18 protein-coding genes are annotated in these 23,305 nt (G+C 41.2%); 8 read left to right on the top strand and 10 right to left on the bottom strand.

The features are described from left to right. Nucleotides 1-22: 22 nt before the first annotated feature. The 3 genes from JIG37_RS05025 to udk form a co-directional block, all read right to left on the bottom strand. Nucleotides 23-751 (bottom strand): transporter substrate-binding domain-containing protein, encoded by a 729-nt coding sequence (locus JIG37_RS05025; protein ID WP_082389269.1) that lies wholly within the window; start codon nt 749-751, stop codon nt 23-25. Between the two features lie 157 nt (nt 752-908). After that, on the bottom strand, nt 909-2,132 hold the full coding sequence (locus tag JIG37_RS05020) for a NupC/NupG family nucleoside CNT transporter (protein WP_054553401.1): 1,224 nt from the start codon (nt 2,130-2,132) through the stop codon (nt 909-911). Between the two features lie 18 nt (nt 2,133-2,150). Continuing rightward, complete coding sequence (udk, locus tag JIG37_RS05015) at nt 2,151-2,780, bottom strand: uridine kinase (RefSeq protein ID WP_138618998.1); 630 nt, start codon at nt 2,778-2,780, stop codon at nt 2,151-2,153. A 191-nt stretch (nt 2,781-2,971) separates the two neighbouring features. On the opposite strand from udk, the gene JIG37_RS05010 reads away from it, so the two are divergent. From JIG37_RS05010 to JIG37_RS04990, 5 genes are all read left to right on the top strand, one after another. Then, the gene (locus JIG37_RS05010; RefSeq protein WP_062565403.1) at nt 2,972-4,201 is read left to right on the top strand and encodes a phosphopentomutase; all 1,230 of its coding nucleotides are present in this window, start codon (nt 2,972-2,974) and stop codon (nt 4,199-4,201) included. Further along, a complete protein-coding gene (deoD, locus tag JIG37_RS05005; RefSeq protein ID WP_036972525.1) occupies nt 4,201-4,902 on the top strand; it encodes a purine-nucleoside phosphorylase in 702 nt (233 codons plus the stop codon). Before JIG37_RS05010 ends, deoD begins: the two co-directional genes overlap by 1 nt. A 189-nt stretch (nt 4,903-5,091) precedes the next feature. Further along, a complete protein-coding gene (locus JIG37_RS05000) occupies nt 5,092-5,832 on the top strand; it encodes a ferredoxin--NADP reductase (RefSeq protein WP_199528839.1) in 741 nt (246 codons plus the stop codon). Between the two features lie 71 nt (nt 5,833-5,903). Continuing rightward, on the top strand, nt 5,904-6,611 hold the full coding sequence (locus JIG37_RS04995; RefSeq protein WP_054553404.1) for a nuclear transport factor 2 family protein: 708 nt from the start codon (nt 5,904-5,906) through the stop codon (nt 6,609-6,611). A gap of 109 nt (nt 6,612-6,720) precedes the next feature. After that, nucleotides 6,721-8,085 (top strand): S41 family peptidase, encoded by a 1,365-nt coding sequence (locus tag JIG37_RS04990; RefSeq protein WP_199528838.1) that lies wholly within the window; start codon nt 6,721-6,723, stop codon nt 8,083-8,085. Nucleotides 8,086-8,341: 256 nt separating this feature from the next. Here the strand turns inward: JIG37_RS04990 and JIG37_RS04985 are convergent, their stop codons facing one another. The 3 genes from JIG37_RS04985 to JIG37_RS04975 all read right to left on the bottom strand — a co-directional run bounded on the left by JIG37_RS04985 (nt 8,342) and on the right by JIG37_RS04975 (nt 10,988). Beyond that, a complete protein-coding gene (locus JIG37_RS04985) occupies nt 8,342-9,553 on the bottom strand; it encodes a HipA domain-containing protein (RefSeq protein ID WP_199528886.1) in 1,212 nt (403 codons plus the stop codon). Beyond that, nucleotides 9,543-9,842, bottom strand: a complete 300-nt coding sequence (locus JIG37_RS04980; RefSeq protein WP_138600147.1) for a helix-turn-helix transcriptional regulator — start codon at nt 9,840-9,842, stop codon at nt 9,543-9,545. Before JIG37_RS04980 ends, JIG37_RS04985 begins: the two co-directional genes overlap by 11 nt. Before the next feature lie 255 nt (nt 9,843-10,097). Further along, entirely contained in the window at nt 10,098-10,988 is an 891-nt protein-coding gene (locus tag JIG37_RS04975) for a tetratricopeptide repeat protein (RefSeq protein ID WP_054553406.1), read from the bottom strand. A gap of 270 nt (nt 10,989-11,258) precedes the next feature. On the opposite strand from JIG37_RS04975, the gene JIG37_RS04970 reads away from it, so the two are divergent. Beyond that, entirely contained in the window at nt 11,259-12,632 is a 1,374-nt protein-coding gene (locus JIG37_RS04970) for an ATP-binding protein (protein WP_138600148.1), read from the top strand. Between the two features lie 573 nt (nt 12,633-13,205). After that, the gene (gene katG / locus JIG37_RS04965) at nt 13,206-15,383 is read left to right on the top strand and encodes a catalase/peroxidase HPI (protein WP_187489663.1); all 2,178 of its coding nucleotides are present in this window, start codon (nt 13,206-13,208) and stop codon (nt 15,381-15,383) included. A 232-nt stretch (nt 15,384-15,615) separates the two neighbouring features. Here the strand turns inward: katG and JIG37_RS04960 are convergent, their stop codons facing one another. Both JIG37_RS04960 and JIG37_RS04955 read right to left on the bottom strand, forming a co-directional pair. After that, complete coding sequence (locus JIG37_RS04960) at nt 15,616-17,541, bottom strand: hypothetical protein (protein ID WP_199528837.1); 1,926 nt, start codon at nt 17,539-17,541, stop codon at nt 15,616-15,618. 136 nt (nt 17,542-17,677) lie between these two features. Continuing rightward, nucleotides 17,678-19,276 (bottom strand): ABC-F family ATPase, encoded by a 1,599-nt coding sequence (locus tag JIG37_RS04955; RefSeq protein ID WP_166338271.1) that lies wholly within the window; start codon nt 19,274-19,276, stop codon nt 17,678-17,680. Nucleotides 19,277-19,879: 603 nt separating this feature from the next. On the opposite strand from JIG37_RS04955, the gene JIG37_RS04950 reads away from it, so the two are divergent. Then, nucleotides 19,880-21,505, top strand: a complete 1,626-nt coding sequence (locus JIG37_RS04950; protein WP_138618986.1) for a methyl-accepting chemotaxis protein — start codon at nt 19,880-19,882, stop codon at nt 21,503-21,505. 55 nt (nt 21,506-21,560) lie between these two features. On the opposite strand, the gene JIG37_RS04945 is transcribed toward JIG37_RS04950, so the two are convergent. Together JIG37_RS04945 and JIG37_RS04940 are read right to left on the bottom strand one after the other, a co-directional pair. After that, nucleotides 21,561-21,968, bottom strand: coding sequence for a hypothetical protein (locus tag JIG37_RS04945; RefSeq protein ID WP_054553412.1), 408 nt, complete (start codon nt 21,966-21,968; stop codon nt 21,561-21,563). Nucleotides 21,969-21,980: 12 nt separating this feature from the next. Then, nucleotides 21,981-23,126: a porin gene (locus JIG37_RS04940; protein ID WP_166338273.1), complete on the bottom strand. Its 1,146-nt coding sequence runs from the start codon at nt 23,124-23,126 to the stop codon at nt 21,981-21,983. Between the last annotated feature and the right edge of the window lie 179 nt (nt 23,127-23,305).

Below are 23,305 nucleotides of genomic sequence, written 5' to 3'. Positions count from 1 at the left end.
AACGAATTTTTCTTGCTCTTACTTAAGGCCTATTTGTTCGCATGACCTGACTATATAGCGTTGATGCCTGAATCTCAGCAAACGCATTTTTTAATGCATTGATATGGTGTGGGTTAGTATTTTTGTTTGCAGCTAGGAACCCTTTCATCGCTAAAAAATCAATTGCAAAGGCAAAGTGTAAGCGCGATTCATCAAGGCCTAATTCATTAGCCATAGCGGCGATATAGTTTTTATCGTCAATGATTAAATCAACCTTCCCCGACATCAACAACTGATATGACTTATTGATGTCTGAAGTATACACAACAGTGTAACCGCGCTCAGTTAAGCGTTGTGCTGCTAAGTCATGACGCTGAACTGCTATCTTGTATTGTTTGGCTTGCTCATTAGAGGTGATGTTTATATCGCGGCGTTCGCTTAATTTCACAAAGCCCATTTCATAGGTGGCTACTTCACCAATCCAATAGAAATGATGTTCACGCTCTGGAGTTTTAGCCATGCTGTAAATGAAAGTATTCGGCTTTTTTAGTGCCATATTATAAGCACGGGCCCAAGGGTAGAGCTCTATATTGGCATTTAAGTTTGCTTTGGCAAAAATAGCTCTTACTAATTCAGTGCTTTTACCAGCAACTTGGTTATTGATCAAGGTTTGATTGGGCGGTGATAGTTCGGTAACAACGGTTAGGGTCGGCTTGCAAAGGGCTGGCCAACTTAAGAAAAAGGTTAGTATATAAATTCTAAAATAGTTCATTTATGCACTTAAAAGGATTTAGTAAATAAATCTTAGCACATAAAACGATAAAAGGGCCTTGCGGCCCTTGGTGAAGTATCGTTCAAGTCAGATAGACCTTTAACCCCTTAAAGTCCTATCCTATTGTTTTGCAACTACGGCTCATCTCATTAAGTTTCTAAGCTAGCGAGAGGAAAAAACCTGCAATTGCTGCACTCATGAGGTTAGCCATAGATCCTGCTAACACTGCTCTGAGCCCTAAGCGTGCGATATCCTTTCGCCGACTAGGCGCCATACCGCCTAATCCACCTAGTAAAATTGCTATCGATGATAAGTTAGCAAACCCACATAACGCGAATGTGACAATCGCTTGTGTGTGCGCACTTAACGTATCGCGATAATTAATAAAGTCGAGGTAAGCAACAAATTCGTTAACTACAACCTTCTGACCTATAAAACTGCCTGCGATTACTGCTTCGTCCCAAGGTACACCTAATAACCATGCAACTGGAGCGAATACGTAACCTAAAATTTCTTGTAGCGTTAATGTTGGATGATCAAACCAACCACCAATACCGCCTAATAACCCATTTAGAAGTGCAATAAGTGCTACGAAAGCAAGTAACATCGCACCTACGTTCAGTGCTAGTTGCATACCGTTTGCGGCACCTGATGCGGCAGCATCAATTACGTTTACCGGTTTTTCTTCTTGTACGTCTAAATCAGCTAAATCTTCTTTTGGTGTTTCGGTCTCTGGCACAATCATTTTTGCCATTAAGAAACCACCTGGTGCCGCCATAAAGCTGGCTGCAATTAAGTATTTAAGCTCTACACCAATTGTTACGTAACCTGCCATAACAGAACCTGCTACGGTAGCAAGGCCACCTACCATTACCGCAAATAGCTCTGACTTAGTCATGCTGGCGATAAATGGCTTAACAATCAATGGTGCTTCTGTTTGACCAACGAAAATATTGGCGGTTGCAGAAAGCGATTCAGGGCGCGAGGTTTTCAATAGCTTTTGTAAGCCACCACCTAGAATCTTGATTATCCAATCCATCACCCCGATGTGATACAACACAGCAACGAGTGCTGAGAAGAACACGATAACGGGCAATACTTGTATCGCAAAAATAAACCCTAGGGTATCTTGCGATGCCAGTGAGCCAAATAAGAAGCTAATTCCGTCATTGGCATAACCAATAACCGATGAGACGCCTCGCGACATACTTGCCAGTACGTTTTTGCCCACTTCGAAGAACAAGACAAAGCCACCAATTAACACTTGAAGTAAAAAGGCGATGCCTACAGTTCTTAAATTAATTGCTTTACGGTTCGTTGAAGCCGCAAAAGCAATGCCTAGTAGCACAACAATGCCTACTAAGCTCATAAATGTTGTCATACTGACTGTTTCCCGTTGTTATTGTTGCAGTAAATATTTTATTTTACTTTTAATTATATCAATGGCAACGCGATTCATACCGCCGCGTGTGACTACGAGATCAGCTTTGTGCTTAGATGGCTCAATAAACTGATAAAACATAGGTCGCACTGTCGCTTGATATTGATCAACAACGGACTGTAATGTTCTGCCACGCTGCTCCATATCTCGTTGCATACGGCGCATAAGGCAGATATCTAACGGTGTATCAATGAACACCTTAATATCAAATTCTTTTCGAAGTGCCGGATCACTCAGTAGCAAAATACCTTCAACGATAAGTACTTTTGCAGGTGCCACTCGACGCGTTTCATCGCTTCGGGTATGCATTGCATAGTCATAAGTTGGTACGTCTACTGATTCTCCAGCGCGCAATTGAAGTAAGTGCTCATGCAAAAGCTCATGCTCGAAAGCATCAGGGTGGTCGTAATTGGTTTGCGTTCGATGGTCAAACGGCAAATGCGACTGGTCTTTGTAATAAGCATCTTCTTCGATCACTGCGATCGCGCCCGGTTCAAGCTCATTGACTAATTCGTTATAAATTGTCTTGCTAAAAAGAGACTTGCCCGACGCAGATGCGCCAGCAATAGCTATAATTGTTCGTGTCACTAAAGTTCTCGCCCACACAGAAGGAAACATTGTTAGGTAGATCACAATAGCAAAAAAGACACGATTAATCTCTTTTGCTTCGCTTAGAGATGCAAATTTATAATGTTTCCGTTTTATGAAACAGGACTTATGTCCTGTACCAAAAATTCAAAGAGCATATAAAGTATTCACATATTGATAACGAGGTACCCATGGCAAGAGCACTCATCTTAATGGCAGATAGCCTAGGAATTGGCGCAGCACCTGACGCAGAAAAGTTTGGTGACGTAGGTGCAAATACCTTCGCTCATTTACTTAAAGCCTATGCAGAAGAAACTGGTGAGCACTTATCGCTTCCTAATCTTACCCGTTTAGGTTTAGCTGATGCATGCGAAGCCGCAGGTAAAGAACCTTGTTTAGTCAGTGACCGCCAAGCACCTATTGGCGCATGGGGTTACGCTAAAGAGTTATCAAGTGGTAAAGACACGCCTTCAGGACACTGGGAAATGGCCGGTGTACCTGTGTTATTTGATTGGGGTTATTTCCCAAACACACAGCCGTGTTTTCCACAAGAATTTGTTGATGAGCTAATTGCTCGCGCAGAGATTCCTGGCATTTTAGGTAACTGTTATGCCTCAGGAACGACCATTTTAGAACAGCTAGGTGAAGAGCATATGCAAACCGGTATGCCGATTTGCTACACCTCAGTTGATAGCGTGTTTCAAATAGCCGCGCACGAAGAATCATTTGGACTGGAGAAACTTTATCAGGTTTGCGAAATCGCACGGGCGCTGCTTGATGAAATGAACATAGGAAGAGTGATTGCGCGGCCATTTTTGGGTTCGAGCCGTGACGATTTTGCCCGTACAGGCAATCGTCGTGACTATTCGGTGTTACCTCCGTCGCCAACCTTGCTTGATAAATTATCGCAAGACGGCGGTGAAGTGATCAGTATTGGTAAAATTGCCGATATCTATGCGCACCAAGGCATCACCCAAAAACACAAAGCGCCAGGGCTAATGAACTTGCTTGAGAAAACCTCAGAAGTAATCGCAAGCGCACCTGACCATAGTTTGATTTTTACAAACTTAGTTGATTTTGATGAAAAGTACGGTCATCGCCGTAATGCAGTTGGCTATGCTAAAGCATTAAAAGAGTTTGATGATTACCTACCGACCATCTTAAATCAGCTAAATAGTGATGATGTATTAATTATCACGGCCGATCACGGATGTGATCCAACAGCAGCAGGCACTGACCATACACGTGAATACGTGCCAGTACTTGCATACCAACCGGGAATGACAAACACCCCGCTTGGAGAACGAGCTAGTTTTGCAGACATAGGTCAAACCCTTGCCCAGTGGTTTAATCTTCCTGCACTTGAATACGGTGATAGCTTTAACGACAAGCTATTAGCGAACAAAAAAGGAAACCAATAATGAGTACTCCTCATATCAGCGCCAATGTAGGCGAATTTGCAGAAACGGTATTAATGCCGGGTGATCCGCTTCGCGCTCAATACATTGCTGAAAACTTTTTAGATGACGCAAAACAAGTAACAGGCGTTCGTAATATGTATGGTTTTACCGGTACCTACAAAGGTAAGCCAGTGAGTATTATGGGTTCTGGGATGGGTATTCCATCAATGTCAATTTATGCCCGTGAATTGATCGTTAGTTACGGCGTTAAAAATCTAATTCGTATTGGTACCTGTGGCGGTATTGGTAGCGATATCAAAATCCGTGACGTTATCTTTGCACAAGGTGCAAGCACAGATTCAAACGTAAACCGTGCACGTGTACGTGGTTACGATTTTGCCGCAATTGCTGATTTTGGTTTATTACTCAACGGCGTAAACGCAGCAAAAGAATTAGGTATTGAAGCGAAAGTAGGTAATGTATTTACAACAGATACATTCTACCAAGCAGATAACACATTCTATCAAGAGTTAGACAAGCTAGGCGTACTTGCTGTTGATATGGAAACAGCTGGCATGTACGGCGTAGCTGCTGAATACGGCGCAAAAGCGATGGCACTATTTACTGTAAGTGACCACGTAATCACTGGTGAAGCAACACCAAGTGAAGAGCGTCAAAGCACCTTTAACGAAATGGTTAAAATTGCTTTAGAATCAATTTAAATAAGTTCCTTGGTAACGTATTCACTGAAATTTGGAAACACGCCCAAAGTGAAGTGAGACTAACCTCAAAGCCGCATTTATGCGGCTTTTTTTATGACTATGTATTTATGCTCGCAACCGCCCCTTAAAACTTGAAAATTCAAGCAATTGTTGCCACTTTTAGTAGAGGAACAACAATTGAGGATGTGTATGTCTAATTGGGTTGAAGCTAAAGTTAAAGATGTTAAATGGTGGACCGACTCACTATTTAGCTTAATTGTTAATGCCGATGTTGAACCATTTGTAGCAGGGCAGTTTACAAAGCTTGCTATGCAAGTGGGTGATAAACGGGTTGCACGTGCATATTCTTATGTTAATGCGCCGAATAATCCCGACCTTGAATTTTATCTGATTAATGTTAAAGACGGTCAACTTTCTCAACTACTTGCGCAATTAAAGCCGGGTGACTCAGTGACTATAGAGCGCCGCGCGACAGGCTTTTTTACCCTTGATGAAGTGCCAAGCAGTGAGCAGCTTTATATGCTGAGTACAGGTACTGCGCTTGGGCCTTTTATATCAATATTAGAGCAGGGCGAAGTGTGGCAAAAGTTTGAGCATGTTCACTTAGTGCATGGAGTTCGTTTTAATGAGGACTTAAGTTATCAAGCGCGCATTAAAGCACTACAGCAGCAGTACCCAAATCTTTACTACTCACCTGTAGTCAGCAGAGAGTCAGCCACAATCGGTTTTAATGGCCGGATCACTGACGTAATAAAAGACCGTCGCTTATTTGATGTAGTAGAGCTTTCTGTTAAACCTGACTCGACACAGTTCATGATTTGCGGTAATCCAGAAATGGTAAAAGATACCACGGCCATTTTGTTAGAGCTTGGTTTTAGCCGCAACAGACGTCGTGAGCCTGGGCAGATCACCGTTGAGCAATATTGGTAAAAAACTATGCCAAACTGTGAGAATTTGCTACCTTAACGCCTTAAATCAGGCATGATGTATTTAGGAAAAGTATGAAACCGTTATTTTTGGCAATTAGTTTATTATTCTCTTGGCAGTCATTTGCTAGTGAAGAAACCACTGAACAAGCCGAGCCTCAAACTAGCCATGAACAAAAAGCCGAAAAGAAAGACGTACCTAGTTTAGAGTTTATTGAAGAAAAGCCAGTAACAGAGCAAAAAGTAATTTCTGAATCTAAGAAAGAGGTCGCAGAAGTTGATGATAGTAAAGTACTCGGTACTCAAACGCCTACACCTGCCGAGCAACCAAAAACAGTTGAAGAAAAGCAGCAAGCAGTTGATGAGGCTGAAAAGGCCGTAAAGCAAGCAAAAGAGGCGCTAACAGCCAAGCAACAAGAAAAAGCGCGTCAGTCACGAGAATCAATCGCTGTAATTGAGCAATTAATAGCAGCATATAATGCTCGTAATATTGATGCATTTATTAAAATGTATGATGAAAACGTCGAGTTTTACACATTCCCAAATGAGTTAATGTTCACAGGGAAAGAAAAGCTTATAGCTCGTTATGGCATCATGTTTAAAAAGCTTAAATGTATAAAATCGTCTCCAATTAAACGAATTGTGCATGGAAATATTGTGATTGACCATGAGCTATCAGAGACTTGTTCACAAGACCCTAAGGTGGTTGATAAGCGAGCTGAATTTGTCACTAGTTATAAAATAGAAAATGGTAAAATAACCAAAGTGTTATTCTTCCGCTAGAAAAAGAGCAGCCCAGCTGCTCTTTTTTTATGGGTGCAAGTTAGCAAGAGTAAAGGCTATGCCGATTGACTGACATCTAATCTCTGACGTCTAAATATTAAGGATTGATATGGGTTATTTAGTTAAACAACCGCTCAGCGGTTTGTTATTTTTAATGGCAGCAATCATGATTAGTTTTCACTCTTCGGCAACTGCTATTTGGAAAACTGAAGGGTATGGATATTTGTTTGATTTAACGAATCATATGAAACCACTTGTCTACGATATCAGTGATAATTACTGTTTTTTGAATCATTTTTTAACTAATGAAGCTCAAAGAGACGGTATAGCTATTGATAAAAGAACTAAACAATTAGACTTTGATAAGTTATTCCCTCTAAATGTCACAAAGTTAAATGAATTACCGAAAGCTTGCACTTCTAGTGAGATAAATAGTTTTCATAGCAATAGTTACGTATTCAATAGTCGTCAGGTATTGAAGGTTGTATTAGACAGCTTTTCCTATCATTACGCATTCACTAAAGAAAAAGAGATAAATTGGAATACTTTGAAGTCACACTGGCTCAAACGTGTAAATAACAACACGACCCCCGAAGAACTGCAACAAATTATTGACGAATTTCTTGAACATATGGGAGATGGTCATGCAATGTTGATTGATAGCTCTTTAAATAGGCTAATTCATCATTCGCCGAGAAAGTCTGCTTCAGAAAAAAGGTTGCAAGAATACCTAGCTAAAAACTCTGAATTTTCGGATATTTCACAAGTTTACAGGTATATCTATGGGCGATGGATAAGAAATATAGAATCCTATTTTCATACTAACAAACCTGCAAAATATCTAGCTGATAATTTCCTCATTGCAAAACTCAAAGGTGGTGCCTCTTACTTCAGAATTGAAAGTTTCGATGAACATGAAACACAGCAAGTTATGCAAAAGGTAACGCAGCACTTTAATCGTTCTAAAGGAGTCATAATTGACCTTAGGGATAGCTCTGGTGGAAGTGATTTAGTAGCTTTAAAAATGATGTCCTACCTTATTGCCAAACCACTTAGAATTGGTGCTAAGAGCTTCAAAACCCCAACTGGTATGAGTGAAAAGAAAGATATCTTTGTTTCCCCTGCAAACGTTAAACCTTTCGTTGGTAAAATTATCGTGATTACCAGTCACCTCACGCCAAGTGCTGCTGAGCTATTTTTAATAGCATTAAAGGCAAGGGACAATGTGACATTCATTGGTGAGAATAGTTATGGAGCTTTAAGTGATGCATTGGTAAAAGCGCTACCAAATGGTTGGGGGATTACGTTATCTAATGAGCTTTATACCGACATCGAAGGGCAAAGCTATGAATTTGTTGGAGTTCCTGTGGAACATGTATTTGAGTTTCCAAATATCAAAGACATTGAGAGTAATAAAGACTCTGCATTGGAGCATGCAATAAAACTGTTAGGTGAACAACCCAATAGAGATTAATTTAAGTTGCCCTGCTCTTAACAGTTGATAGGTGCGTAATATTAAATTCAATGGTTCAGACCAGCATTAATGTTGTTCTGTCTATCTTTGAGGGAGGCAAAGTTAGCGAATTTAAAGTTCCAAGGTGAAAGGTGCGAGTAACAAGATGCGAGCCTGTAGTAGCGATTTTACATCGCGTCCCAGTACTTAGGACCTAGCGCCTATGACGCGGGATAAACCTGCTGCTACATGTAGGCGTGAAACTTGTTTCGCGCTGTTAATCTTCATTAATTTCAGGAATTACACCTTTTAAACGGGTGATATCTTCATCACTAACGTCTGCAAAATGTTTAAAGTGAGTCGGCCAATCTTTGCAATATTCTTCAATCTCTTTAATGATGTTTTTTGCTGCTGAATTTGCTAACCCAAATCGCTTAGCCTGAGATAAAAAATTGCTTTTACTTGCATAACGGCCATCATCACCAAAGCCAAGACCATGTTGTTTAGAGTTGTTTATTGGAGTGATGTCATAGGCTGGACTTAATCGCCAATTTTTTTGTGAAAATGAATATAGGAATGCATGATTGCGAGTGTGATCATCTGTATTACCAATATACGCATTGAACACCATTCGCTTAAACAACTCTTCAGCATCACCTGCATTTTGCATTGTTTGATGCCTTATAAATTCAGCTAATTGACCATATGAGTAGTCACTTGAAAGATCACTCATAGCAACTTTGGGTTTTTGAAGTAAGCTATTCGCACTTAAAAAGTGGTGTGTTGGTAACCCATTGCTTACATCAAATCGCTCAACAAGTAGCACATCACCGGTATGTGTTTTATGAATAAAGGTAGGAGCCGTTCGAATACCAAGCTGTTCCGCCATTTTCATTGCAGCATGTTCAGCTCTGACTAGATTGAATAAATCATCTTGGCGATTGAATTTTGCTAAGTAGAGTTTGTTGTCAATTTGTATAGAAGTTTTTGGTCTAGCTCCCCCCATGCTTTGGCCAAATTCAAATGCTTTCTTAGCTTCATCAGAAATTGTTTTATTCGCCAGCAAGTCATCTTTAGCTTGGTCTAGCAAGGCTAAATCAGACAAGGTGTTTTTGTTAGTTTTATGCTTTGAGGCACTTCGCGAGAGACTAAAAACAAGCGCTCCTACGCCATACCCAGACCCGGCTAATAAAAATTCTAACTCGTTTTTGGGTTTTGTAGTATGAAGCGAAAGAATTAACTTGCGCCCCCACGAGTCAGCTCCTGCATCACTCAATACGCCAAATACACCTCTGTTTGCACTGTAATTGAAAATCCCCGACTTTAATGGCAGATGTATTGGATCTAGAGCAAAGGCATCGCTTCGGGCTAAATAGCTCTTACCATAGTTGAACTCACCGCGACCTGATTGATTATCTAATTTAAAGTAACCACAGATAACGGGTTTTTCTTCTAAACCATCTATAAAAACATAGCACTCAGAAGTCATCATTGATTTCCTGTGGTGAATTTCGTTTGCGTTGGCGAGCATTGTATCCACCTACGTCGGCCGCTAATTCATTTATTTCATCGAGAAGCGATCCCTGTAAGTTAAGTACAACCAGCGCTTCAAAAAGAATGTCACTTTTCACAACATCACCTTGCTCTAACTTTTGTACTGTCGAACGTGATACCCCAATCATTTTCGCAAATGTACTTTGCGTATAATGAAGAGTTCGGTGCTGGCGAATCAAATCTCCCAGCTTTTGTGCCATTTTTGCAGCCTGTTTAGAACGCATATTGATTACTTTTTTAATCATTAGATACTTAATGATTAGTTTAGCGGTATTTGGTTTTTTTGCAATAGAGGGGGATTAAGTTAGTGGGTTCAAGTTAGCGAGAGTAAAGTTAGCGAGTTTCAAGGGGAAAGAGTAAAGTTAGCGAGTTTCGAGGTACGAGGTAGCGGCGATTTTACATCGCGTCCTGGCGCCTAGGACCTAGAACCCAGAACTCGCCTATGACGCGGGATAAACCCGCGGCTACATGGGGGTCGGCTATGCCGATTCGTTTAACAACGAATTAAAGCTGTCGTTGTCGTGTAGGCTGGCAAACGCGCTTTCGTGTAATAGCTCGTTACGTAGGTTAGGAGAATATTCAAGAGCCATACGAATATCAGCCATTGCATCGGCGTGTTTGTGTAGTAATGCATAGGCACAAGCACGTTGCCAGTATGCGTAGCCGTAGTCGCTATCAATTTCTAATGCTTGATTACAAAGCTCGATAGCCTCACCTGTTTCGTTAATTTCTAACAGAGCATCTGCTTTATAGGCAATGGCTTCTACGTCTTCTGGTTTACGTTTTAAGATCTCGTCAAAAATCTCAATCTTATTCGCAACATCGCTTTCTAAATTGGCACGCATCCATAAAGAATGAACTTCATTGGTGATTGAGATCTTTTGTTGGTTTAATAAGATTTCTTCAGATCGCTCACGTAGTTTTTCTTCGAGTACTTTTAGGCGCTCTTCATATTCTTTTGTAATCGCACTCACGCGTGTATTAACAATATCTTCTACTTTATTTTTCACATCACGTAGGGAATTCCAACCGACTAAGACCAAGATTGAAGCGGTAATGGTAATAATGAAAAACACATTATTAATGGTGTCGGTTGTATAAGTTAATGCACGGTCGGCAGTATCAAGTTGTGTATGAGCAACTTGTTTTGTCACATCTTCGCGTAGTTTTTGTTGGTCTTGGCGCACCGCTTTTAATTCATCAAGAATATAGCGCTCTAACAATGGTTTATACATAGGCTCTTGAAGCTTATCGAGTCCTTGCTGTTGCTCTGCTTCAGTTAATGCTGGGCGGTTTTGTGGCTCATTTTGAGCTGCTACAAATGGGCTAAAGCTCATTAAAAAAGTGATTAAAATTAGGGTATAACGCATAACATATTAATTTTTGGTGATTACTGAGGTAACTGTAACATGCGTGAGCACTAGGGACTAGGCAAAAAAAACCAGCTCGGGGGAGAGCTGGCCAAACTGCTTAAACAACATAAAGTCGTAAGGGGTATCAACAGGAGTTAGGTACAATATACTCATTTTTATCTGAACAACTACTTAATACTTAAAGAGTTTCTAAAAAAAGTTAATCTATATGCGATATTGAGTTTGTTCGTCTAAACTTAAAGGATACTAAAACTAAAAGGTGAGAATATGCGCCAGCAACTAGTACAACTGCTTTATGGTGTATCAATTTCGTCTGATCTCGATAGTGGAAATGTTGAATTAGCTGAACGGCTAATCCTTAATGCTGTACTCGATGGACTCGAAATCGGGCGTGCCGGCATTTGGTTACTTAATAAAGAAAATACAGCAATTGAGTGCCGTTTATTACTCGACAGAGAAAATGGTAAAGAAATTCAAATGCTAGTGCTTCCCCGGGACGCATACCCTGACTATTTCAAAGCACTTGATACGCAACGCACAATAACAGCGGTTGATGCGCATACTGATCCTGCTACCTACGAATTTAGCGAAAGCTACCTAACACCACTTAATATTGGCGCTATGCTCGATGCACCAATTCGCTATAAAGGAAAAATGATCGGTATATTTTGTTGTGAGCACATTGGTAGTGAGCGACATTGGACAGAAGATGAATGCTCATTTATAGGCGCATTAGCAGATCTATACGGCAGAGCGCTATCAGCACAAGAAAATGAACGTATAAACGCAGAGCTTGAACGCGCTAATCAGCACCTAGAGGAGCGTGTTGTTGAACGCACTCGAACGCTCGAGAAAACCTTATCTGAACTTACCGAGATGCAAGAAAAACTTATTGAAGCAGAAAAAATGGCTTCATTGGGTAATCTGGTTGCTGGAATTGCACATGAAGTTAATACGCCAATAGGTATCGCGGTGACTGCAAACAGTTCGGCAAAAGACAAACTCTCTGAAGTTGATAAGCTTATACAGTCAAATACGTTAACTAAGGCTGCGCTGATAGAGAGTATTAATCATTTAAACGAATGTTTTAAAATATCATTCACTAATTTAGAGCGAGCAGCAAAATTAATCAGCGACTTTAAACAAACGGCAGTAGATCAATCTTCACTCGATTTATTAGAAACCAACATTAAAGACTACTTAGAAAACATTCTACACAGCTTAATGCCTTTAACCCGTAGTCATAACGTCAGTGTAAATGTGAATTGTGTCGATGACTTTGAGTTGATCACAGTCCCTGGAGCTTTGAGTCAAATCATAATGAATTTGGTTAATAATAGTTGCGTTCATGGTTTTGTTGGACGCCAAGACAACCAAATAAACATATCGGTTAATATTGACGAAGCACAAGGTGTTTATTTGCTTTGCTACAAAGATAATGGCCATGGCATGGATACAGAAACTTTGCATAAAGTGTTTGAGCCCTTTTTTACTACGAAGCGTGGCTCAGGTGGAAGTGGATTAGGAATGTCAATTGTTTATAACCTTGCAACGCAAGCATTACAAGGTGAAGTGAGTGCTGCGAGTTCACCTTCTAATGGCATGACAGTTAATTTTAAACTGCCTATAAAACTCGCATAACTAATTAATATTTATACAAGTTGAGGGCTAAATAATCTGGTGACTGGGTAATAAAATTAAAAATTAATCAGTTTGCTTAGCGAGACATGATATATCGGTGCACTTGTTGTTTTTGCAAAACTGCTTTATACGTTTTTTCGAGTATAAATAATTAATGCTTAAAGGTGTAACCAATAGCGTCAGCCAAAACAATAATGAGCTTCTAAACGTTAACCCCACAAGCGAAGCAACTACCAGCCCAGTTAACATTAAAATAGGTAAATTGGCGATAAAAAAGTTAATGCTTAATTGTCTAGCAACATCAGGATTAATTGTTTTCATAAGGGCTACTCGCAGTAAAAAGACCTTTATAAAATGGACTGTTTTGTAAAATGAATCAAATCGTATTTTTCTATCGAATCAATCGATTTAAAACCATGTTCAAGATCTAGCTTTATTTATGTAGTGCTCCTATAGTTTTAAACAACAGGAACTTTTGAGTTATTAGTTATTCAAAACCAATAGAAATCTTTATTTATGATGATGCTAAGTAAACTAGCTTTCGTCGTATTTTAAGCTTATGAGGAGCAAGCAATGAGTAATGGAAAAACGGGCCAGTGCCCAGTAATGCATGGTAGTAACACTGTCACCGCTCAATCAAATACTGACTGGTGGCCAAACGCACTCAATTTCGACATTCTTCACCAACACGACAGCAAAACGAACCCTTACGGCAAAGATTTTAATTACGCTAAAGCATTCAAATCTCTTGATCTTGAAGCCGTTAAAACCGACTTAAAAAGCTTAATGACCGAAAGCCAAGAATGGTGGCCAGCTGATTGGGGCCATTACGGTGGTTTAATGATCCGTATGGCGTGGCACTCAGCGGGTTCATACCGTTTAGAGGATGGACGCGGTGGCGGCGGTACAGGTAACCAACGCTTTGCACCATTAAATTCATGGCCAGACAACGCAAACTTAGACAAAGCACGTCGTTTACTTTGGCCAATTAAAAAGAAATACGGTAACAAGCTTTCTTGGGCCGATTTAATGATCCTAGCCGGTAATATGGCTTATGAGTCAATGGGTTTAAAAACCTTTGGTTTCGCGGGAGGCCGTGAAGATATCTGGCATCCTGAAAAAGACGTTTACTGGGGCGCTGAAAAAGAATGGCTAGCACCAAGTGACGAGCGTTACTCGAATGTTGAAAAACCAGATACCATGGAAAACCCATTAGCAGCGGTACAAATGGGCTTAATTTACGTAAACCCAGAAGGGGTGAATGGTAACCCTGATCCACTTAAAACAGCAGAACAAGTTCGCGAAACTTTTGCCCGTATGGCAATGGATGACGAAGAAACTGCCGCACTTACAGTTGGTGGTCATACTGTGGGTAAAACCCATGGTAATGGTAGCGAAGAAAACGTTGGCCCTGAGCCAGAAGCCGCGGATGTGTTTGAACAAGGTCTTGGTTGGAACAACCACAACTCACGCGGTATTGGCCGCGATACCATGACCTCGGGCATCGAAGGCGCGTGGACTACTCATCCAACTAAGTGGGATAACGGTTATTGCTACTTATTGCTTAACTACGAATGGGAACTTAAGAAGAGCCCTGCAGGTGCGTGGCAGTGGGAACCAATCGATATTAAAGAAGAAGACAAACCAGTTGATGTTGAAGATCCATCAATTCGTTTAAACCCCATCATGACCGACGCCGATATGGCGATGAAGATGGACCCAACCTATCGTAAAATTATCGAGCGATTTAACGATGATTTTGAATACTTTAGTGATGTGTTTGCACGCGCATGGTTCAAACTGACGCACCGTGACCTAGGCCCTAAATCACGTTATTTGGGTGCCGATGTACCAAGCGAAGATCTGATCTGGCAAGATCCGATCCCTGCGGTTGATTACACATTATCTGACAGCGAAATTAGCGAACTTAAAACCAAGCTACTTAACTGTGGTGTAAGCCAAGCAGATTTAATCGCAACAGCATGGGATAGTGCCCGTACTTACCGTGGCTCAGACCATCGCGGTGGTGCAAACGGTGCTCGTATTCGTTTAGCACCGCAAAAAGATTGGCAAGGTAACGAGCCAGAGCGTTTAGCTAAAGTATTAAGCGCACTGGAATCAGTGCAAGCGGGTTTAAGCAAACCAGTAAGCCTCGCCGATTTAATTGTACTTGGTGGGTCAGCAGCGGTTGAACAAGCAGCAAAAGCAGCGGGCGTTGACATCACCGTGCCATTTGCGCCGGGTCGTGGTGATGCCACAGACGAGATGACAGATGCAGACTCGTTCGACGTACTTGAGCCAATTCATGATGGTTTCCGTAACTGGTTGAAGAAAGATTACGCGGTATCAGCAGAAGAGCTAATGTTAGAGCGTACGCAATTAATGGGCTTAACAGCACCAGAAATGACCGCTCTTGTTGGTGGTATGCGTGTACTTGGCACTAACCACGGCGGCTCTAAGCATGGCGTGTTTACAGATAATGTAGGCACACTTAGCACCGACTTTTTCGTAAACCTAACCGATATGGCTTACACATGGAAGCCAACAAGTAAGGGTCTTTATGATATTGTTGAGCGCAGCACAGGTGCAACTAAATGGACAGCAACACGTGTTGATTTAGTGTTTGGTTCAAACTCAATCCTTCGCTCTTATGCAGAGTTTTACGCACAAGACGACAACAATGAACGTTTTGTAAAAGACTTTGTCGACGCATGGGTGAAAGTAATGAACGCCGACCGCTTCGACATTTAATTTAAAATTCCGTTAAGTACAAAGGCCACACAGTTTAACTGTGTGGCCTTTTTTATTTAGAGAAGTTAGCGAGTTACAAGGGGAAAGTGACGAGATGTAGGTGGCGTTTTAACGCCGAACAAGTAGCAGCGATTTCACATCGCGTCCTAGCGCCCAGAGCCCTATGACGCGGGATAAACCCGCTGCTACAACGTAGGCGTGAAACTTGTTTCGCGCACCGCTGTAAGCTCCTTTACTCCTCAATTCTAAACCAATAGCTATTTTGAAAAATACTCTCTTTTAATTCTCTTTCGCTGTAAGCATACGTACTTTGCCAAAACAGGCGGTCAAAAAGGTATTTATTACCGTCTTTAGCAAGAATTTTGAAATTAAATAATGATGAATAGGCAACTTCTTGATTTGCTAATACTTCATCTTTACAACTAGCGTAATCAACTGCATTTGGGCACTGCGACATCATTGCAAAGCTAATGCTATTATCAGCTTCTAATTGCCAATAGCTACTTGGTGTAAAGTCAGCTCTATTTTCAAGGCCATATTGGTCAGCATAATAGAAGCTGCCTTTACCATCATCATTTATATACCAGTATATTTTCTGGCTACTGCTGGTATAATTTTGACGTAAGTAGCTAAATAGATGCTTATAGTCATCGAGTGTGATGCTTGAATCATCAACTACTTCTATGAACTCATACCCTAAGCGAGCTTGGCGCTGCTCTTTATTACGCTCGCGTGCCATGATCATTTTGCCATCAGGCTGAGTGAAAAATTGTAAGCTCGTTTCTAGGCCATTACCCATTACTTTAACGGTTTCGCCGTTATTGTCTAAGTTGTAATGCCATTTAAATGAGTCAGTACTTTTAGGTGTATTGAATGTGACCGTTGCTGTGTCGGCTGCAGTGATTGTAAAAAATGTGGGTACATAACGGAACGTTAAACCTTCGCCCGTATCTGAATTTTTATTATTTAAACGACCAGTATATGATTTACCTACTGTCAGCTCAGGAACTGTAACAGGGGTAAGTTTTCGAAGTGCGCTAATCGATGTTTTTTCTAGCAGAGCTTCAGCCAGTTCGGTTGATTCATTAATAATATTCTGTGCACTTTCATCTTTATAAGTTAAAACATGACGTAGTTTTAGCACTAAAAAGTCATCAAACTGAGCAATAACTTCTGCATCAATTAGATTAAGATCAAATGCGACATCTACTTCATGACCAAGGTTACTCAATTGCTTTGTGTTTTGAGTCGTAACTAATGTATCACTGTTAATTTTTAATACTTTACCCTCTAACGTTGCCGAAAAGTCAGCATAAGTATACGACGTAGTGCTTCCTGAAGCCGTTGGAATATAGCTTGCTAGCGATACTTCAAAGTAACTTTCCTCGCCCGTTGTACTTAAATAATTAACAGAGTGGAACGAGCTTTGATCCACATCAGCGTAGTACTCAGAGCTAAACTCTGCATTTGATTTATAAAGGGTGACAACTTCGCCTTTATCGGTTGAAACATTAAATAGCTCAACACGAATAGCATCATCGCGCTTAGCCAACACTTCCATTTCAAGTAAGGCTTGTTGATTACACTCATGCAAGCAATCAATCGCTTGGGTATTTAACGCAATGACATCAGGGTTCGACCATTCAAAACGACTTAACTCACCATTTTGAGCGATTACACCTGCATCTTCGCTAGCAAATACCAACCGTACACTGCCATCGCTTGATTGCCAGTTACCTATCACTTCGTTATTGCTAAGCTCAATAGGTTGCCATGCTGCACGGTTTTCAGCGACATTTACGGTTAAAGTGTATTGATTACTAGCCTTACCGTCAGACACTTCTACAGTAAAAGAATGGTTAGCTACTTCAAATAGGCTCGGCTCAGCATTAAAAGTCACTTGATTGCTGCTGGTCGTGACACTTAGCCACTCTGGCTTATCAATAATCGTGGTTGTCACACTGTCGTTTTGCTCATCTTTAATATCAACAACTAAGTTGGCTGATTCAAGTGCTTTGGTAGAGAGTGTGAGTGATCCAGATAGAGTAGGGGCGGTATTTTTTGTCGCTTCTGCATCTGGCTTTTTGTCTGTTGATGACCCGCCACCACAGGCTGTTAGAGCCAGAGTCAGTGCCGATACGCTAAGTAGCTTATTCATTTACATCCTTTAAAATGTTGTTTTCTGTGTAAAAGAAATGCAAATTACCCAAATAAGGTAAGTCAGTCAAAGGTATTATGTAACTGAACGTAAACAAAAAGGGTGAGCAAACTTGCTCACCTATTTGAAGAGGGGGTTATTGCGCTTGTTGCGCGACATGATCCATATATTCGTCAAACGTGCCCTGAAAATCGATAAGCTGTTGATCTTTAATATCGATGATGCGAGTCGCTAATGACGATACAAACTCACGGTCGTGGCTCACAAAAATCAGCGTGCCTTGGTAATCTTTTAATGCGTTATTGAGTGCTTCAATGGCTTCCATATCCATGTGGTTGGTTGGCTCGTCCATAATGAGCACGTTGATGTCTTGCATCATGAGCTTACCAAACAATAGGCGGTTCTTTTCACCACCCGAGCAGTTACGGGCTTTTTTGTTAGCGTCGTCTGCGGTAAATAATAAACGGCCTAACATAGCACGTACCATTAAATCGTTGTGCTTAGCGGTGCGCCACTGCGACATCCAATCAAATAAAGTTAAGTCGTTATCAAAGTCTTTACTGCTGTCTTGCGGGCAATAACCAATGCTGGCATTTTCTGACCACTTAACTACACCTTCGTTACTTTGTAATTCATTCACTAGGCAACGTAATAGGGTGGTTTTACCAACACCGTTTTCACCAATAACCGCAAGCTTAGCGCCGGCTTCTAGTAATAAGTCACCACCGCTGAACAGGGTTTCGCCATCAAAGCCATGACCTAGCTTAGTAAGCTCTAATGCTTGGCGATACATCTTTTTGCCTTCGTCAAAACGAAGTGATGGGCTAATACGGCTTGATGCTTTTACTTCATCAAGCTTAATTTTATCCATGCGCTTAGCACGAGAGCTGGCTAATTTTGCTTTTGATGCATTGGCACCAAAGCGATTTACGAACTCTTGTAGCTCGTCTATTTCAGCGCTCTTCTTTGCGTTTTCAGCTAGTAGTTGTTCGCGTTGCAAGCTTGAAGCTTCGATCCACTTTTCGTAGTTACCAGGATAAATTCGTAGCTCACCGTAATCGATATCGGCCATATGTGTACATACCGAGTTTAAGAAGTGACGGTCGTGCGAGATAATAATCATCGTACACTTACGCTGGTTAAGCTCGTTAGCTAGCCAAGTAATAGTATGAATATCAAGGTTATTGGTTGGCTCATCAAGTAGCAAAATATCTGGGTTTGCAAACAGCGCTTGTGCTAAAAGCACACGAAGCTTCCAGCCCGGCGCAACGTTTGCCATTAAGCCGTAATGAAACTCTTGCTCAATACCCGCTTGGATCAAAATTTCTTCTGCACGGCTTTCTGCTGTGTAGCCATCCATTTCGGCAAAAATGCTTTCAAGTTCAGCGACTTTCATGCCGTCTTCTTCACTCATTTCTGGCAGCGAATAGATACGGTCGCGCTCTTGTTTAACTTTCCAAAGTTCTGCATCACCCATGATCACCGCATCAACCACAGTGTATTGCTCAAACGCAAACTGATCTTGGCTTAGCGTACCTAGCTTTAAACCCGGCGCAATCGACACATTGCCAGACGTTGGCACAAGCGCACCACTTAGAATTTTCATAAAGGTCGATTTGCCGCAGCCATTCGCGCCAATTAAACCATAGCGGTTACCGTTACCAAATTTAGCTGAAATGTTCTCAAACAGAGGCTCTGCACCAAACTGCATGGTGATATTTGCGGTTGAAATCAACGAATTATTCCTAGAAAAATACTGACAGGGTTATGGGCGCAGCAACTGCGAAAATAAACAAGCAATAGGGTAAATAATAGGCCGCGGATTATACAGTTCAGCCCTTAATAACGCTATTAAAAAAGAGAAAGTTGCAAGGGAAAGGGTAAAGTTACGACAATGTTTGGCCAGGAATGGTTTAAGTTAGCGAATCTCAAGTTACTAGATGCGAGGTAGCAGTGATTTCACATCGCGCCCTAAAACCTAATGTTTCCCCGTAGGACTGGCTTTAGCCGGGAAATGACTAAGTTAGCGAGTTTCAAGTTACGAGGGGAAAGGTGCGAGTAACGAGATGTGAGGTAGCAGCGATTTCACATCGCGTCCTAGCGCCTAGAACTCAGATCCTAGCGCCCATGTTTCATTCGTAGGCGTGAAACTTGTTTCGCGCGTCTGAGAGTTGAAGGTTGAAAGCTCATTATTTTTGGTTCGGCACTGAAGTACCTCCTACAAGACTTCCACAAACTGAACGAATTACGAAAAAAACCTGAAAATATATAAATATAGTTAATACTTTAGGGAAATCGGGCGATAATACTAAGTAATATGTCAGCAAAGGTGGATTCAATGTCTGCAGGTATTTCTTTCAATAACTTGAGCATCACAAAAAAAATACACGCCATAACATGTATTGCCATTACGGCATTCGTGATCATAGTAGTAACCAATTTTATAGCCATGAATGACAACAAGATCTCGCTCGACGAGCTGGAAAAGTCATCATATCAGGTCGTTAAACTCACTTCAGCAAACGTTGCGCTACTCGAAAAACTAGATGAGTTATACACTCAAGCGGTAACATTTGGTGAGTCAGATTTAGTTGATAGTGCAGCGCAAACGTATAAAACGATTAATGAAAATCTACAAAATATCATCAGTATCAACGACAGCTACGTGCATGCCGATACCAAAAAACAATTAGAGCTTTATGCACAAACCTCGTCAAGCATAGCAACTTCAATGATCGACGGCACCGCCGACTTTAGTAAAATTCAGCAACAAGCACAGCAAAAAACGCAGCAGTATGAGGCCGTTCTAGCTGGCTTTAAACGAGCACAAACCCGCGCAGATGATCGCTTTTTTGAACTTGTACAAGCAACCAAAGCGCGTTCAGACAACGCACTACACTTAATGCTTGTAGTGTCTGTAGTATCACTTATTTTATTGGTTGTTACCTCAATTTGGATTGCCCGTGGAATCGGTTCATCGGCTAGCGCTGCGGCAGATAACTTACGCCTATTAGCAGACGGCAAAGGCTCTCTAAGCACACAACTAGAAGTACACGCTAAAGATGAAATCGGTCAAGTTTCGATTAACTTCAACGCGTTTATACAGCTGTTAAAAGCTGCGGTACTTGAGGTTATAGCGGTTTGTGAGCCATTAATGGAGAACTCAACACGACTTGTACAAGGCATGGAGCGTGCCGAGCGTGCCACAACTAAACAAACATCAGATGCTGAAATAGTTAAGCAATCAATGGAAGAAATGCGCCAGAGTGTCGCTGATATTTCTCATTCAGCAGCAAATGCATCACAAGCTGCGCAAACAGCCGAGCGAGAAGTTGAGCAAAGTCGAACGCAAATACAGCGTTCTGTGACAGAATCAAAAACACTAAGTGAAGAGATAAATCAAGCAGCATCAACTATTAATCAACTGGCCACTGACACCAAGAATGTGACGCAAATTTTAAATGTTATTACCTCGATTGCAGAACAAACTAACTTACTCGCGTTAAATGCTGCGATTGAAGCTGCACGTGCAGGTGAACAAGGCCGAGGCTTTGCGGTTGTAGCTGACGAAGTGCGTGAGCTTGCTTCAAGAACATCGCAGTCTACGAATGAAATCAGAGAGCTGCTTTCTACATTAACCACAGCAGCAAGCCATGCAGTAAATGCAATGAACTCAGCCCGAGATATGGCTACAAATAATGCAGAGGCCGCTGAAAATACAGGGCAATCGATTGATAAAATCTCTGAACAGATATTAGAAATTAACGGTATGAATTCGCAAATTGCCGCAGCTACCGAAGAGCAAACATCTGTTGCTAGTATGGTAGTTGATAATGTGACGAATATGCATATGTCGTTTGAAGAAACAATGGATTCATTATCGGCAGTACGTGATGTAGCGAAAAACCTTCATTACCTCTCTGATTCGTTACTAGACGCCACAGCTAAATTTAAAGTCGAGTAATTTTAGCGCATAAAAAACCAGGCATCGCCTGGTTTTTTATTAACCGTAGTCGAACTTAAAAAGTACCAACCACTTTAACTTTATCAGTTACTTTTGCTGCATCGATATAACCAATACCATCAGCATTACCTGCAACAAAGTCAATCACAGCTTGATCATTAGCTAGTTTCTCAGGTGGAGTACCTTTACCAGTAAACACCAGTTTTGACCAATAAGCATTTAGCTGGCTGCTCGATTTACCAACCACCTTATCGTTAAACTCATCGCTTACGCTGGTGCCATCTTGGTTTACTGGGTTTACTTTTGTGCCATCATCAAACGACTTTGCCTTACCAAGGTAAATCTTTTTGATCATACCTTCGTCAATAGCACTGCTATTTGCTGGGTTCACAATAACTGCAACGTCAGCAAGTACAGCGTGCGAGCATAGTGTTAGTGCTGTCGCGATTAACAATTTTTTCATTATGAACTCCAATTAAAAAACTAAATCAACAGCAACAGCAACAACGTCGGTTTCTGTATCTGAAATGTCATCTTTAAAGCGGCTGAAATCTACTTTTAAAGCAGCAGATGGGTGGAAGTCATAACGCGTACCAATGGTATACACGTTGCTTTTTGCTTTCACGCCCTCAAGCACTTGATTAATACCCGCATTTAAAGCTGGTACTGCAGGTAGCGCGTTGTAGCGGTTGCTATCGTGTTTGTCGTCATTATTTTCGTAAGTTAAGTGCACAATCCACTCATCCATACGGTAACCAACAGACGTGTAGTATTGAGTTTGTTTAGCAAGGGCGCTGTTTTCTACTTCAAACTCAGTGTATTCAGCATCAAATAAAATATCGTTGTAATCAATTGAAAAGCCCACAGCGAAGAAAGAGCCATCATCTTCGTTTACAGCAATATCATCGGCTTGATCAACAAAACCGGCTGCTCTAAGAGTCTGCTCAAGGCCATTAAGTGCAACACCTGCATCAGTGTCGTTTTCAATATCAATTGTTGTATCTGCAACAAAGTATGCAGCACGAGCGCTAAACCAGTCATAGCTCATTGTCCAATTGATACCAGCAATATCATTAAGCTCTGTATCGCCATTAACCGATACCACAGCAATGTTGCCATCGAAGCTACCGTAAATAACTTGAACGGTTGAATCCCAATCACCTAATTGTGTGTTGTGTAACAGGCTAAGACCTTCATACGTTGAAAACGGAAGGTTATAAACAGATTGCGGTGGACGAACCCAGCGGTAAGTGTAACCAACGTCTAAGAAGTCTGAATAACGGTAAAAAGGTACACGCATTTTACCAGCACTTACTTGAAGCTCATCGCTGAACTCATAAGTTAGATAAGCCCATTCGAACTCAGCATCAAAATCATCACTACCACGCGCCACAATTTGTGCCGTAGCGCTTAGCTTTTCTTGTAAGTCTGCTGAAAGCTGCAATGCAAACATACTTTCGTTTTTAAATGAAATATCGTCATCGTAGCCGTAAAGAGTTGCGTCGTCGTCAAGGGCTTTACCGCCAACAATAGAAGCAAAGCCGTTTATGCGAACCTCTGCCATTGTGTTTGCAGACACAAAAGCAGCACATAGAGCCAATGCAATAGGAAGTTTTTTCATTGTGTATCCCTAGTATTTAGTATGAAAATGTTGATTTCGCTTAATATTATAGTAGTGCGTAGCGAAATGGGCGACACAAGTTACATATAAATTGTAATTACATCAATGAATAAGTCGTTATTTTTCACAAAACGGTACTAAAAGTGGATAAAGTTGCTAGATACAAGTGATAAGGGGAA

The organism is Pseudoalteromonas sp. bablab_jr010, from assembly GCF_016464105.1.
In the GTDB taxonomy this organism is placed as follows: Bacteria; Pseudomonadota; Gammaproteobacteria; order Enterobacterales; family Alteromonadaceae; genus Pseudoalteromonas; species Pseudoalteromonas simplex.
Note: the sequence above shows the minus strand (reverse complement) of the source record. Positions and strands in the feature narration are given on the sequence as shown.